Here is a 14,970-nt window from a genome sequence, read left to right as displayed (position 1 = left end):
ATTTTAAAAAAACAATTCTATCATTATTTTTTGTGCTTCAGCTCCGAGGATACAGATAATTTCTTCCTTCCTTTAGCTCTTCTTCTAGCAAGAACTTTCCTACCATTGGCAGTAGCCATACGTTCCCTAAAACCATGTTTGTTTTTTCTCTTCCTTTTTGATGGTTGAAATGTTCTTTTGCTCATCGTAGCGTATTTTTATAGTCTCCTTAAATTTCTTATTGACAATGTTTAAATTTTGCTTCGTCGACAGCAAAATCCGGCTGCAAATATACAAAGAGTTTTTGCATTGGCAAATCTAATTAAAAAAATATTTTTTTTGTTATTGCCCACTATAAGGCCCACTGGATTTTACTACTTTTGCAACGGCTTAACCAGTATGATAATTTAACATGAAGCGCTTTATTTTTTTAATGGTTTGCATCCTATGCAATACGGGTGTTAACGCACAGACCACATTGCAATATCAATTAAAAAAGGGAGATGTTTTTAAGGTGAAGCAAGATGCGGAGCAGATTATTACTCAAGAATTGGATGGTGCAAACCATGAAATTACAAATCACATTGACGGTATATTGGAATTTAAAGTGCTTGGAGAGCTGAATAATGGATATGAAGTTGCGTTGACATTTAAGGATTTAAACCTAAAAATGACCTCTAGTATCCAAGGGGAATTAATGAATGTGAAGGCCAAGGAGATTAAGGAAGATGATATGCAATCCAAAATTTTCAATACTATATTGAACAATCCGGTGAAAATGGTTTTGGCAAAGAACGGAAATATATTGAAGGTCCAGGGTGGGGATAGTTTGGTGTCCAAAATGGCAAGGGCTTCAGGATTGGAAGATGAATTTTCCATCAATATGATGAAAAAATCCTTGGAAAACGAGTTTGGATCGGAAGCTTTGTCCAATAGTTATAAGCAAATGACATTCATTTATCCGGATAAAAAAGTCAATATAAATGACAAATGGGAGAATACCTACAACGGTAAATTAAAGACCAAGAATATTTGGACCCTTAAGAGTATTGTTGAAGACAAGGCAAAGATTAGCGGAAAGGCCACGGTGTTGATGGACGTAACGGATACCAATACCATTATGAAACTCAGCGGGACGCAAACCACAACCTTGACGGCAGATACCAATACAGGTTTTATTAAGCATATGCTGGTAGAGGGTTTGAGTACTGGAATATCCACAATGAAACAAATGGGCGGAGAGGAAATACCGACCACTATTAAATCTAAAATTACGTACGAATTAATTAATAAGTAATATGTTCAATAAAAATTTAAAACTAGTTATAGCTGCGTTAATAATTGCTTATGCGGTATATCAATTTGTAGAAGGCAATATTGGCAATGGGATTTCTTTAATTCTCCTTTCCTCTATTTTTGTATTCCTCTATTACAGGAATGAGATTATTTTATTGGCATTTCTAAGAATGAGAAAGCAAGATTTGGCGGGCACGAAAAAATGGCTCGATAAAATTAAAAATCCGGATACCGCCCTTACCAAAAAGCAAAATGGGTATTATAATTACCTTAATGGCATCATTTTCTCACAGACCAACCTTACCCAGGCCGAAAAATACTTTAAAAAGGCATTGAAATTTGGTCTAAACATGGATTATGACGTGGCAATGGCCAAATTGAGCCTGGCTGGTATTGCCATGCAAAAACGTAGAAAAAGGGAGGCTACCACGCTATTGAACGAAGCCAAAAAGCTGGACAAACAAAATATGCTTGCCGAACAGATCAAGATGATGCAGCAGCAATTGAAGAAAATCTAGCTATAGTCCCATTTAACTCTTGGTGGACCCTTGCATCTAAAGCAAAGGAGCGAAAAGTCGGCTAAAGGACTCCTTTAGCCTTCTAGCTATATTTCTGTTTTTCCAACGCTCCAAGGTAACTTCTTCGCAGTCCTGAAGGTCTAAATGGAATTGTTTTCGCATTTGTTGATTGATGTCCTTATTATATAGCAAAGCGTTTATTTCAAAATTCATGGAGAAACTCCTGTAATCCATGTTAGCTGTTCCAATGCTGGAGAACATATCATCTATTACCAAGGTCTTGGCATGTATAAACCCCTTTTTGTAGCGATGTATGGAGATCCCGGAATTTAGGCATTCCTCAATATAAGAATCGGTGGCGTACTGTGCCACCACTGAATCCGATTCATAAGGCACTATTATCTTTACCTCCACCCCACTTCTGGCAGCAGTCGTCAATGCCGTAAGAATTGCTGTATTAGGCATAAAATAAGGTGTTGTGATCAATATACATTCGTGGGCCGAATTGATGGCGCAAAACATGGCTTCCATTATATTGGCCCAATCACTGTCGGGACCACTTGCGGCTATTTGGACGGCTACGGGTTTTTGGGGAGTGGACTTTTGTTTGGGTAGTAGAATTTTTTCGATTTCCATTGTATCCTTGGCGGCAAAATTCCAACTTAAAACAAATGAGGACTGAAGGGCACCTACAGCTCCTCCCCTAATGCGTAAATGGGTATCTCTCCAGTACCTTTCGTTATTAAAGGTATTGTCATATTTCTGATCTAGGTTAATACCTCCAACATACCCAATGTCCCCATCTATGACCACTATTTTCCTATGGTCCCTATAATTGAGTTTGCTGGTAGAATTGGAGAACAAAACAGGCATAAACGGAAAATGTTTCACGCCATTGTCTGAAAGTTTCCTTTTGTATATATTCGAAATATTGCTTCCTACATCATCATAAATAAGTCTCACACTTATACCTTCCTGGGCTTTTTTGCAGAGAATATCAATGATTTCACTTCCCAAACCTTTATCGAACAGCACAAAATACTCCAGATGAATGTGGTGTTTGGCATTTTCTAGGTCTTCCCTCAAATATTTAAACTTTTCCTCCCCGTTGATCAGAATGTCAACCTCGTTATCAAAGGTGAGCACGGCACTTTCGTTATTCCGCATTAAGCGGTAGATCTTAAAAATGCCTTCTCCTAAAAATTCTTTTAAATCTTCCCTTTCCGAGCGGTTGAGGTTGAAGCTATTGCGCCATTTTTTTAATCGGTCGTTATCTTCGACGTATTTTTTTTCAAAAATCTTGTCCTTTCTATAATCCTGGCCAAATAAATAATAGACCAGTAACCCAATAAAGGGCAATGTTGCCAAAACAAATATATAAGATAAGGTCTTAACCGGATTCCTATTTTTAAGAACGATTAAGACCGAAAATATGATTACCAATAAATAATTTATTCCTAAAAGTACTGACCAAATATTATCTTTTAGGAAAGGAAGCATTATTTGGAAATCTTGTAGTATCCCTTATTCGGGATTTCTATAGTATATTTCTTTTTGGAAGAATTATTTAAATGTGCCTCCCTCAACCAAGGGTTGTGTCTCTTTAAAATTTTGTAGTTGATTTCATACTGTTTTGCGAAATCGGCAAAATTGCTCACTGGTTCGGTGATTTCAACATTAAAGGTTGGAACTGCTGTATACATATCCTCTTTTTCCAGATGAAATCCGTACTTCTCAGGATTGGATAGTATTTCTTTAATGGCTAAAATTCTAAAGACATAACGACCTGTTTCTTCACCCAACAGAAGATCATAGTAGCCGTCCGCTTTCTGAATCCCCATATACTTCTGGATTCCTCCTGCTCCGGCATTGTATGCAGCTGCAGCCAAGGTCCAACTACCAAACTTTTCCTTGGACTTTTTTAGGTATCTACAAGCCACTTCGGTCGATTTCTCAATATGGTACCTTTCATCAACATTACTGTTAATTTCCAGACCGTATTCTTTTCCTGTAGCACTCATTATCTGCCAAAAGCCAGTAGCTCCTGCCGGAGAAACCACGTTTTGAAGCCCACTTTCCGCCAAGGCCAAGTATTTAAAGTCGTCCGGAATTCCATTTTTCGCCAAGATAGGCTCTATAATCGGAAAGAATTTATTGGCTCTTTTCATAAGTAAAAGAGCATTGGATTGCCAATACGTATTTACTAAAAACTCACGGTCTACACGTTCCATGATCTCTGGATCGTCAAAAGGAACCGGTTCCCCTGAGAAGTTTAAATCGTCCGGTATCTCAATTGCGGTTATACGATAGCCGGTTTCCTCTCCATCATTGGTTTTGGGCTGAGACTCCTCGACCAGCATGGCCGTTTCCTTGTACTGATTTTGCACGGCAAATATTAAGGTGCTTCCTACAAAAAAAACTCCCAAAATCATTAAAATATTCTTTATAACCTTCATCTGTTCAAATTTTTTAAAATTCCTTATTTTATTATGTGTCTTACTACATTGGTGCGCAGCATTTCCATCAGGGTAACCCGTGCCATGAACCTATTTCTACATCAAATATATTAAATAGAACTGCCTTATTGCAAAATAATTGTGGGTAAGTGTTCATTAAACCATTTTGACCTGTGAATAATCATGGTATGGGTCCCATTTTTTACCGTAATGCAATTTTTTATGTGGCCTATGGGAAAGACCGGGTCATTTTCGCCATGGATATGAATAATATTTTCTTGGTATTGCGTTTGTTTCCAGTTTACTATAGCATCTATGGACCAATCGATATAATATTTATCACGGACGGATAAATACTGTTCGTAAAGGGCCAGACGCTTAGGAATGGTTTCACCAAAGGCATATTTTGCCAATAACTCCATATTGTTTACAAGGCCCGTAGGCAATAGTTTATGGGCTTTGGTATATCTCGCAAAAATCATTCTTTTGGGCAGTTCCGATTTGCTTTTGACACTCGAAATTATAATGACCTTTGCTACTTTAATGTGTTTTGCTATCTCCTGGACCAGAATACCACCGAAGGAGACCCCGATAAGGACGGCATCCACGTGTTTGATGCGCCTGGACATAATTAGGGCATAGTCCTCCAGACTAATATCCTTATCGGGAACTGACCAATCCAAGAAATGTTTTTCGAAAGTTTCCGGGGGTAGGTCTATATTGTCAAAAATGGAGGGGTTGGCTGCCATACCGGGCATGAAATAAACATGTTTTTTATTTTGGACCGTCTGGTTTTCTAGCATACTATTTTAATAGGATAATAACTATTTTTTCACTAACTTTGTTTTCTTGGCTTTTTCGTCCCTGCTTATGTGTTTATTTAGTTTATGAGCCTAGATTGTAATTTGAGAACGTTATGATCCAAAATTAGTCATTATTTAAAATCAAACTATATGAATGAAGTAGAAATTAAGGACAATGGTTTCTTGAGACAATTTGAAGCCAGGGTTGACGGCCACTTGGCTAAAATTGAGTATTCTTCCCAAGAGCGCAAAGTTTTTTTAACAAAACTTGTTATTCCTGAGGAAATAACTAAGGAAGGTTTTAAAGAAGAGTTCATTAAAAGTGTATTGAGCCATATCCAAGAACAAAATTTAAGAGTGGTGCCTACCAGCCCTCAAATTGCTGGTTTCTTGAGAAAGAATCGACAATACAAAGAAATGCTTCCTGTAGGTATAAGAATATAGTGATAAGCAAAAAAAAACCTCTCCATTACGAGAGGTTTTTTTTGTTTTACTTATTTTCCATATACCTAATTGACTTTGTCAATGGGGGTGATTCATTGTATATCTAGGGGGTTACCATGCTACCAACCTCGACGCCCCTTACCATACCATCATCATCAATTTCCGTAAGTTTTATATCGTGCAAGGTGTTCACTAAGTCAGGGTTCCATGGTGTTTTTACTTTTACGTAATTCTCGGTAAATCCGTGGATATAGCCCTCCTTGTTTTCGGCTTCGTACAAGACTGTTCTGGTAGACCCCAATTGGCTTTCATAAAAAGCCCTTCTCTTTTTTACGGAAAGCCCCCTCAACATTTTACTTCTTTTGTTCCTAACTTTTTTTGGAACCACTCCAGATAATTCCGTTGCCTTGGTATTATCCCTTTCCGAATATGTAAATACATGCAGATAGGAGATATCCAGTTCATTCAGGAAATTATAAGTTTCCAAAAAATGTTCTTCGGTTTCCCCGGGAAATCCAACTATAACATCGACCCCTATACAGGCGTCTGGCATAACTTCCCTTATTCTTTTAACCCGATCCACATACAAATTGGTCAGGTATCTTCTACTCATCAATTTTAAAATGGCATCGCTTCCGCTTTGTAAGGGAATATGGAAGTGCGGTACAAAGGAATTGCTTTGTGCCACAAAATCTATAGTTTCGTTTTTTAATAAATTGGGTTCAATGGATGAAATTCGTAAACGGTGTATCCCCTCTACCTTATCCAATGCTTTTACCAGATCCAAAAAGGTATGTTCATGTTTTTTATTGCCAAATTCCCCTTTTCCGTAATCGCCGATATTAACGCCGGTAAGCACAATTTCCTTGATGCCCTTGGATGAGATTTCGGCTGCATTTTTTAGAACATTCTCCAGGGTGTCACTTCTTGATATCCCTCTGGCCAAAGGAATGGTGCAATAGGTGCATTTATAGTCACAGCCATCCTGTACTTTTAAAAATGCCCTAGTGCGATCGCCAATGGCATAACTTCCCACATAAAAGTCGGCCTCTTCTATTTCGCAGGAATGTACCTGACCAAAATCGTTTTTGGAAAGATCATTGACATAATCTGCAATCTTAAATTTTTCAGTGGCTCCCAGAACAAGATCAACTCCGTCTACCGCTGCCAATTCTTCCGGTTTAAGCTGTGCATAACACCCTATGGCCGCAACAAAGGCATTCGGATTGCTTTTTTGTGCTTGCTTAACGATCGATTTAAATCGCTTATCTGCATTTTCCGTAACGGAACAGGTATTGATGACATACATATCCGCATTTTCGGAAAAATCAACACGCTCAAAGCCTTCCTCTACCAAATCTCTAGCTATGGTTGAAGTTTCTGAGAAATTGAGCTTGCAACCCAAAGTATAGAAAGCGACTTTTTTCTTCATCATTGTTCTTCTTTAACCAACTAGCAGTCGGTTTCTTGTACATTAATCCAAAAGGTTTGCAAATATACCAATAATTGGGAACCCTCAAGTTATAGCTTTGGGTTTGGTTTATTCAACAAACAAAAGTTATTCCTTGCGCCAACGCTTTGTTTCCTCAAATACGTGGTTCAATATCTTTGCATCCATGTCATTGAATTCCACTCTCCTACGCGCCATCATTACCTTTGCGGCTTCATATGCCTTTTGGGGCTGGTATGTAGTGAAGCCGGAGGCACCTCCCCAACTAAAACTGGGGACAAAATTCCTAGGAAATCCGGGTACGTAAATATTGCAATTAACGCCTATTACGGTTCCTGTATTGAACATGGTATTTATGGCCGTTTTACTATGGTCGCCCATCATTAGGCCGCAGAATTGAAGTCCGGTCTGTTCAAATTTCTCGGTAGCATAGTTCCATAGGCGCACCTTGGCGTAATTGTTCTTTAAATTGGAATTATTGGAATCGGCTCCTATATTGCACCATTCCCCTAGCACCGAATTTCCAAGATAGCCTTCATGGCCCTTACTGGAATAGCCTATAAGCACAGAATTGGAAATTTCCCCACATACTTTACTATAGGGACCAACAGTAGTAGGGCCATAGATTCTGGCACCCATTTTTACCACTGCTTTTTCGCATAGGGCAAAACCACCTCTTATTAGGTTACCTTCCCATACTTCTGAATTCTTGCCAAGATAAATGGGTCCTTCGGAGGCATTTAAAATACTGTATTCAACACTGGCCCCTTCCTCTAAAAATATATTCTCCGGGTTTACCAAACTATTGGTCTTGGAAATGGGAGCACTTTTTCTGCCTTTGGTCAACAGGTCAAAATCTGCCTGCATGGCCTCTCCATTTTTTGAAAAGATATCCCAAGTATTTTCAATTCGCAGTACGTGACCTTCAAATTCAATATGTCTGTAGGTTGAAAAATCAACTTCTTCCTGGGTTTCCTTCGAGTAAAAGGCAATAACTTCCTCTCCCAAGAATACCGCTTCGTTTTCATTTAAGTTGGCTACCAGCTCCACTAATTCGGCATTGGGCAAAAAGGACGCATTTATAAGCACGTTCTCGTCCATTTCAACCATAGGGAATCTTTCCGAAAGATAATCCTCGGTTATAGTGGTAATGGTATTCCCAAGGTAGTTTTCCCACTTTTCCCTGATGGTGAGAATTCCGATCCTAATATCTGCAACCGGTCTGGTAAAGGTAAACGGCAACAAGGCCCTTCTCACCGTTCCGTCAAAAAGAATATAGTTCATACAACTAAATTAAAACAAAAAAAGTCACGCTACTGCGTGACTTAATAACTCTTTTGTAAAGAAAATATTATTTTTTGAACTTCTCGTACTTGCTCTTAAATTTATCGATACGTCCTGCAGTATCCAAAAATTTGGCCTTACCAGTATAGAATGGATGTGAAGTTCTTGAAATTTCCAATTTAACCAATGGATATTCAACTCCATCAACATCTAAAGTTTCTTTGGTATCGGCTGTGGATTTAGTGATAAAAACCTCTTCATTGGACATGTCCTTAAAGGCTACCAATCTATAATTCCCTGGATGTATATCTTTTTTCATTGTAAAAACGTTTGTTCCTGCTTAATTTCGAGGTGCAAATTTAAATATTTTTCTGAAAACAACAACTTAAAACTTCAAAAAAGAAAAATAAAAATAGCCTATCTTTAAATGTAACAAATTTATGCCCGATAATACTAACCATAAAAACTATTAAATATTTGATCAACATGGAAGAAAACCAACCAAAAACTGGAAAGTATGCTTTAACCTATGGCCTTATCCTGGGTGCCATTAGTGTAGCATTTTTATTGATGTTATATTCGTTGGATATGCATTATCAGGGTGGCCCTATGGTAATGGGCGTTAGCCTTCTGATAACCATTGCCGTAATCGCTATTGGCATGATACAATTTAAAAAGGACAATAAAGGTTTTATGTCCTTTGGGCAAGGATTAAAAGTTGGTGTGGGCATTGGCTTGATCGCTGGTATCATGGGGATTATTTTTAATCAGATCCTCGCAGGGGTGATTGATCCTGAAATGATGAACAAGGCCATGGAATACCAAAAGGGCTTGCTCATGGAAACTACTAAAATGACTCCGGAGCAAATTGATGCCCAAATGGAAGGTGCCAAAAAATTTACTACACCATCAATGCAAATTGTATTTGGATTGGTTTATAGTGTCGTAGCAAGCCTTTTATTATCACTTATTCCTGCTTTAATTTTAAAAAAGAAAGAAACTATTCAGTAATTTGTACTTTTGAAAAGATTTTCCATTAGTACCGAATGAATATATCTATAATAATTCCCTTACTTAACGAAGAAGAATCGTTGACAGAACTGCATGATTGGATTGTACCTGTAATGCAATCCAATCATTTTTTATATGAAATACTTTTTATAGATGATGGAAGTACCGATGGTTCTTGGAACATTATCACCAAATTGGGCAAGTCCAACCCCAATGTGAAAGGTATACGGTTCTTAAAGAATTTTGGAAAATCGCAGGCTCTTCATGCCGGATTTAAGGCAGCGCAAGGCGATGTGGTCATTACTATGGACGCGGACCTACAGGACAATCCCGAGGAAATTCCGGAATTATACCAAATGATCAAACAAGAGGGCTTTGATCTTATTTCAGGATGGAAGAAAAAAAGATATGACTCCATACTCAGTAAAAACCTTCCCTCCAAGTTATTTAATTGGGCCGCACGCAAAACTTCCGGGGTAAGATTGCACGATTTTAATTGTGGTCTAAAAGCCTATAGAAAAGAGGTGGTAAAAACAATTGAAGTCTCTGGAGAAATGCACCGCTACATTCCTGTTTTGGCCAAAAGTGCCGGATTTCATAAAATAGATGAAAAGGTAGTACAGCATCAGGCCAGGAAATATGGGAAGACCAAATTTGGGATGGACCGTTTTATTAATGGCTTTTTAGACCTGATTACCATCTGGTTCGTTTCCAAGTTTGGAAAACGCCCCATGCACCTTTTTGGTGCTTTGGGAGTCCTTATGTTTACTATTGGTTTTGGATTTGCCCTTTATTTGGGAATAGATAAAGTATTCATCAACCCTTTTGGGCGACTCATTACGGAACGTCCCCAATTTTATATTGCACTGACAGCCATGCTTATAGGGACACAACTTTTCCTTGCAGGCTTTTTAGGGGAAATAATGGTAAGATCCCGCAAGAATGAAACCCGTTACAATATCACGGAAGAAATAAATATCACCGAAAAATAAAAGAATATTCTTCGTATTTTTAAAGAACATATAATACCAAATAACTATGGAAGCCATACTAAAAAATGCCAAAAATTGGTTGACCGATTTTTTTGACGATAAGACCAAGACCGAGATTCAAAAGTTAATAGATAGCAATACTGAAGAGCTAAAGGACCGTTTTTATAAGAACCTGGAATTTGGAACCGGAGGGATGCGGGGAATTATGGGTGCCGGTACCAATAGAATTAACAAATACACTTTGGGAAAAAGTACCCAAGGCCTTAGTAATTACCTGAACCAAGTATATAAGGATGAACAGGTCAAAGTGGTTATTGCCTATGACTGTAGACATAATAGTGACACCTTGGCCAGGACAGTGGCCCAAGTTTTTTCTGCCAATGGTATTAAAGTGTTCCTGTTTTCAGAACTGCGTACTACCCCAGAACTGTCTTTCGCCGTAAAATATCTCAATTGCCATGCAGGTATTGTTTTAACAGCTTCACATAATCCACCGGAATACAACGGTTACAAAGTGTATTGGACCGATGGGGGACAAATAGTACCGCCGCAGGATGGCGCCATAGTTAGCGAAATAAATAGCCTTTCCTTTGAAGATATCAAATTCAATGCCGATGAGAGCTTAATAGAATTAATAGATAAAAAGGTGGATGAGGCCTTTATTGAAGCTTCCGTTAAAAATGGCAATTTCGATGCCAAGGGCAAGGACGATTTTAAAATAGTCTTTACTTCCCTTCACGGTACTTCTATCACTGTAATACCAGAGGTACTTAAAAGGGCCGGGTATAAAAATGTTACCGTTATTGAGGAACAGGCCAAGCCAGATGGTAATTTCCCAACGGTAGTATCACCAAACCCCGAGGAGCCCGAGGCCCTATCCATGGCCATTAAAAAGGCAGAGGAAATTGGTGCGGATATGGTAATTGGTACCGATCCGGATAGCGACCGACTAGGAGTAGCTGTTCGTAACCTAGAGGGAAAAATGGAGATTTTGAACGGCAACCAGGCCATGATCATGATGACCAAATTTTTGCTGGATCAACGTAAGAAAAAAGGAATTACAGGTAAAGAATTTATAGCCTCTACCATTGTTTCCACTCCTATGATGGACTCCTTGGCCAAAGGCTATGGGGTGGAATGTAAGACCGCCCTAACAGGTTTTAAGTGGATCGCCAAAATGATCAAAGATTTCCCGGAACAGCCTTTCATTGGTGGTGGCGAGGAAAGTTTTGGATTTATGGTGGGCGATTTTGTACGGGATAAGGATGCGGTAACCTCTACCCTATTGGCCTGTGAAATTGGTGCCAACGCCAAAGCAAATGGCAGCTCCTTCTACAAGGATCTTATAGATTGCTATGTGGACTACGGGTTCTTTAAGGAAAAATTGATTTCCTTGACCAAGAAAGGGATGTCGGGAGCGGAAGAAATTAAACAGATGATGATCGATTTTAAGGATAATCCCGTTGAAAGCATAGACGGTTCCAAAGTTGTTGTTGTAGAAGATTACAATACTGCGACCTCTAAAAACGTAATTACAGGTAAAGTGACCCCAATAGATATTCCAAAATCCAACGTATTGATTTACATTACGGAGGACGGCACCAAAATGGCGGCCAGACCAAGCGGTACGGAACCTAAGATCAAGTTTTACTTTAGCATCAATACCAAATTGAAGAACGCGGCCGATTATAAAAAAGTAGACGCTGAGCTGGAAGCTAAAATTGAAAGAATCCTTAAAGAACTGAATATAGGTTAATGGAGTATTTTAAAAAGATTCTTCGCTTTGCCAAACCCTACCGTAAATACGGTTTTTTAAACATTTTTTTTAATATTCTATATGCCCTTTTCAGTGCCCTTTCCTTTGCGGCCCTAATTCCCATGTTGGACGTACTCTTTAAGCCAGAGGAAAAGATTTTGGTTGAACCGGTATATGAAGGTTTGGGGCAACTAAAGGATTATTTGCAGGATTATATTAATTATAGGGTCAATGCCTATTCCGGTGATGATGAAATGAAAGGCTTGGTCTTGGTCATTGGACTGGTATTGATACTTTTCCTTTTGAAAAATTTCTTCAATTACCTGGCCATGTATTTTATTACGTTTTTAAGAAACGGGGTATTAAAGGACATCAGAAACAAGATGTACGCCAAAATAGTGGATTTGCCCATATCCTATTATTCGGAGAAGCGAAAAGGCGATGTTATCGCACGAATTACTTCCGACGTTTTGGAAATACAACATTCCTTTCTGTCCATTTTGGAACTCATTGTTAGAGAGCCATTAACCATATTGTTCACCATAGTGATCATGTTCGGGATAAGTACAAAACTTACTCTTTTCGTATTCATTTTCATTCCTATTGCGGGAATGATCATTTCAAGGATTGGTAAATCACTAAAGAAGAAATCGGATAGGGTTCAAAAGGAACAAGGTGAGTTTTTATCAATTGTAGAGGAGACCTTGGGTGGTCTAAGGGTAATTAAGGCCTTTAATTCGGAATCCAGATTTTATAAGACCTTTACCACTTCCACTAATAGATTTTTCCACTTTTCAAATAAATTGTTGAATAGACAAAACCTTGCTTCCCCAACGGGAGAATTCTTGGGTATAATGGTTATTGGGGTTCTGCTTTGGTTTGGTGGTAAAATGGTCTTGATAGATAAAACCTTGGATGCCTCCTCGTTCATTGCCTATATGGGGCTTGCATACAACATACTTACCCCGGCAAAAGCCATTAGTAAGGCTTCTTTCGGCGTGAAAAAGGGAAATGCGGCTGCTGAGCGGGTATTGGAAATTTTGGAAACAGAAAATCCAATTGTTGAAAAGAAGGAAGCTGTAGTGAAACCTACCTTCGATAAGGGAATAGAGATCAATGGTGTTTCCTTTAAATATGAGGATGAATATGTATTGAAGAATTTTAATCTTAAAGTTCCCAAGGGTAAAACCGTGGCCTTGGTAGGCCAATCTGGAAGTGGAAAAAGTACCATAGCCAATTTAATGACCCGTTTTTATGATGTTAATGAGGGGGAGATAAAAATTGATGGCGTTGATATTCGGGATTTTACCAAAAAATCACTTCGCAATTTAATGGGACTTGTAACCCAGGATTCCATTTTATTCAATGATACCGTTAAAAGTAATATTGGACTCGGAAAAGAAGATGCTACGGAGGAAGAAATAATTGAAGCTGCCAAAATAGCCAATGCCCATGATTTTATCAGTGAGCTGCCCCTAGGGTACAATACGAATATTGGGGATAGTGGAAATAAATTAAGTGGTGGACAAAAACAAAGGTTGTCCATTGCCAGGGCCGTTCTAAAAAATCCACCCATTATGATTCTGGATGAGGCTACCTCTGCCTTGGATACGGAAAGCGAAAGATTGGTGCAGGATGCTTTGGAAAAAATGATGCAGAATAGGACCTCCATTGTTATTGCCCACAGACTTTCCACCATACAAAATGCCGATACCATCGTAGTTTTGCAAAAGGGGGAGATTGTGGAACAAGGATCCCATTCCCAACTTATGGATAAAAATGGGGTCTATAAAAAGTTGGTTACCATGCAATCATTTTAAGACTTGTCTATATCTTAAAATATGGCACTGATCCACATAAAGATGGTACTTTGGATCTATTGTATTGGTGCAATTATCTAGAGACCTGTTGTTCCAAAATTTGATTTTGGAACAACCTATATTCAAGTATATCCAGGTATTCCATGGCATCCTTGATTTCATGGACTTTATAGGATTTTGATGCCCAATCCATAGCTGCTGTCAAGTCGCCATTAATTTCGTTCAATACGGCCATATTGTAACAGGCGCGGCCTGCAATTTTGGAATTGGTATTATCCAATTCCTTTTGCCAAAGTTGTGATGCTCCCTGCCAGTCCCCATTTTCCACTAAAATACTGGCTTGTTCAAAATTGGTGGTACCACGCGCAAAGTATGATCTTTCTACACTGTTTTCAAAAGGTAATAGTCGCTGCCCATAATTGCTGCCCGAGGCCTTGCTCTGCTCCACAAGGGTCTCCTTTCTGTCCTCTATGGCCTTATAGGCCTCTATAGGATTGGTGCCTTTGCCTATGGATATAACTTGATCGTTAAAAACTATCTCATCAATTATTTCCTTGGAATTGGGATAGTATATTTTCCATCCATTTTCAATCAGGGTTTCCAAGGTAAGCTCTTGGGCCGGTACCTTTACCTTTACCCTCATGAGGTTTGGCTGCATCATAGATGTTTTCTTTATGGATACTTTGGTTTCCGTATCAAAAAAGGCCATTGAAAAAATGGCATCCACATCGTAAGTATTACAAATATTTTCAACAGTAGTCCAGGAAATAGAATCGTTTCCCATCTCAAAATGTAAAATTTCTTGGGGTATCGAATCCAAGATTTTAACAGTCTCAAAACGGTTGTCTTTTAGCAACTCGTTGAACAGCCCCGTAAGGGCAGCATTCCTACCCTTTTCTGAAAGCCATTGCTCTTCGGCCGCAACCATTCTATTGAGGCCTATTTCATCTTCTTCCAACTCTGGTAATATACTCCTATTAACGATGCCTATTCTTTTAATTTTTTGGGAAATATGTACAGGTGAGGGTTCTAAAGTTTGAAGAACAATTTCTTTAGTGGATCCACAGCCTACAAATGAAGCTAAAAGGGCTAACAAAAAAAACTGGGTACAAAACTTTCGCATGCTTTGTAAATTTATTTGAAACGAAATAAAAATTAAAC

The 14,970-nt window shown here is 38.6% G+C and carries 15 protein-coding genes; 7 read left to right on the top strand and 8 right to left on the bottom strand.

Annotated features, from left to right (window positions below; genetic code table 11):
* Positions 1–23: 23 nt before the first annotated feature.
* Entirely contained in the window at positions 24–185 is a 162-nt protein-coding gene (gene rpmH / locus BUA60_RS06750) for a 50S ribosomal protein L34 (protein ID WP_026809253.1), read from the bottom strand.
* A gap of 206 nt (positions 186–391) precedes the next feature.
* Between rpmH and BUA60_RS06745 the strand changes: the two genes are divergently transcribed.
* Entirely contained in the window at positions 392–1,276 is an 885-nt protein-coding gene (locus BUA60_RS06745) for a DUF6263 family protein (RefSeq protein ID WP_072861009.1), read from the top strand.
* A 1-nt stretch (position 1,277) separates the two neighbouring features.
* Positions 1,278–1,793: a hypothetical protein gene (locus tag BUA60_RS06740; RefSeq protein WP_072861008.1), complete on the top strand. Its 516-nt coding sequence runs from the start codon at positions 1,278–1,280 to the stop codon at positions 1,791–1,793.
* A 36-nt stretch (positions 1,794–1,829) separates the two neighbouring features.
* Here the strand turns inward: BUA60_RS06740 and cls are convergent, their stop codons facing one another.
* The 3 genes from cls to BUA60_RS06725 all read right to left on the bottom strand — a co-directional run bounded on the left by cls (position 1,830) and on the right by BUA60_RS06725 (position 5,052).
* Entirely contained in the window at positions 1,830–3,293 is a 1,464-nt protein-coding gene (cls, locus tag BUA60_RS06735) for a cardiolipin synthase (protein WP_072861007.1), read from the bottom strand.
* Positions 3,293–4,249, bottom strand: coding sequence for a lytic transglycosylase domain-containing protein (locus BUA60_RS06730; RefSeq protein WP_072861006.1), 957 nt, complete (start codon positions 4,247–4,249; stop codon positions 3,293–3,295). The genes cls and BUA60_RS06730 overlap by 1 nt, the downstream gene beginning before the upstream one ends.
* A gap of 125 nt (positions 4,250–4,374) precedes the next feature.
* Positions 4,375–5,052, bottom strand: a complete 678-nt coding sequence (locus BUA60_RS06725; RefSeq protein ID WP_245802505.1) for an alpha/beta fold hydrolase — start codon at positions 5,050–5,052, stop codon at positions 4,375–4,377.
* Between the two features lie 150 nt (positions 5,053–5,202).
* On the opposite strand from BUA60_RS06725, the gene BUA60_RS06720 reads away from it, so the two are divergent.
* The gene (locus BUA60_RS06720) at positions 5,203–5,496 is read left to right on the top strand and encodes a GNAT family N-acetyltransferase (protein WP_072861005.1); all 294 of its coding nucleotides are present in this window, start codon (positions 5,203–5,205) and stop codon (positions 5,494–5,496) included.
* A 103-nt stretch (positions 5,497–5,599) separates the two neighbouring features.
* Here BUA60_RS06720 and mtaB read toward each other — a convergent pair whose 3' ends face one another.
* From mtaB to BUA60_RS06705, 3 genes are all read right to left on the bottom strand, one after another.
* Positions 5,600–6,928 carry a tRNA (N(6)-L-threonylcarbamoyladenosine(37)-C(2))-methylthiotransferase MtaB gene (gene mtaB / locus BUA60_RS06715; RefSeq protein ID WP_072861004.1) on the bottom strand — a complete coding sequence of 443 codons (1,329 nt, stop codon included), beginning with the start codon at positions 6,926–6,928 and terminating at the stop codon, positions 5,600–5,602.
* Positions 6,929–7,054: 126 nt separating this feature from the next.
* Positions 7,055–8,230: a GlmU family protein gene (locus BUA60_RS06710; RefSeq protein ID WP_072861003.1), complete on the bottom strand. Its 1,176-nt coding sequence runs from the start codon at positions 8,228–8,230 to the stop codon at positions 7,055–7,057.
* A gap of 67 nt (positions 8,231–8,297) precedes the next feature.
* Entirely contained in the window at positions 8,298–8,549 is a 252-nt protein-coding gene (locus BUA60_RS06705) for a type B 50S ribosomal protein L31 (RefSeq protein ID WP_031443897.1), read from the bottom strand.
* A 167-nt stretch (positions 8,550–8,716) separates the two neighbouring features.
* Here BUA60_RS06705 and BUA60_RS06700 point away from each other — a divergent pair, with 167 nt between their 5' ends.
* The 4 genes from BUA60_RS06700 to BUA60_RS06685 are packed head-to-tail and all read left to right on the top strand — an operon-like array spanning position 8,717 to position 13,809.
* Positions 8,717–9,241, top strand: a complete 525-nt coding sequence (locus BUA60_RS06700) for a DUF4199 domain-containing protein (protein ID WP_072861002.1) — start codon at positions 8,717–8,719, stop codon at positions 9,239–9,241.
* A gap of 35 nt (positions 9,242–9,276) precedes the next feature.
* Positions 9,277–10,233: a glycosyltransferase family 2 protein gene (locus tag BUA60_RS06695; RefSeq protein ID WP_072861001.1), complete on the top strand. Its 957-nt coding sequence runs from the start codon at positions 9,277–9,279 to the stop codon at positions 10,231–10,233.
* Between the two features lie 46 nt (positions 10,234–10,279).
* Positions 10,280–11,989, top strand: coding sequence for a phospho-sugar mutase (locus BUA60_RS06690; protein WP_072861000.1), 1,710 nt, complete (start codon positions 10,280–10,282; stop codon positions 11,987–11,989).
* On the top strand, positions 11,989–13,809 hold the full coding sequence (locus BUA60_RS06685; protein ID WP_072860999.1) for an ABC transporter ATP-binding protein: 1,821 nt from the start codon (positions 11,989–11,991) through the stop codon (positions 13,807–13,809). Before BUA60_RS06690 ends, BUA60_RS06685 begins: the two co-directional genes overlap by 1 nt.
* A 73-nt stretch (positions 13,810–13,882) precedes the next feature.
* Here the strand turns inward: BUA60_RS06685 and BUA60_RS06680 are convergent, their stop codons facing one another.
* The gene (locus tag BUA60_RS06680) at positions 13,883–14,932 is read right to left on the bottom strand and encodes a DUF6340 family protein (protein ID WP_072860998.1); all 1,050 of its coding nucleotides are present in this window, start codon (positions 14,930–14,932) and stop codon (positions 13,883–13,885) included.
* Positions 14,933–14,970 lie beyond the last annotated feature (38 nt).

It is taken from the genome of Arenibacter palladensis (genome assembly GCF_900129275.1).
GTDB classification, from domain to species: Bacteria; Bacteroidota; Bacteroidia; order Flavobacteriales; family Flavobacteriaceae; genus Arenibacter; species Arenibacter palladensis.
The sequence above is the reverse complement of the archived record's forward strand: the minus strand, read 5'-3'. Positions and strand labels throughout refer to the sequence as shown.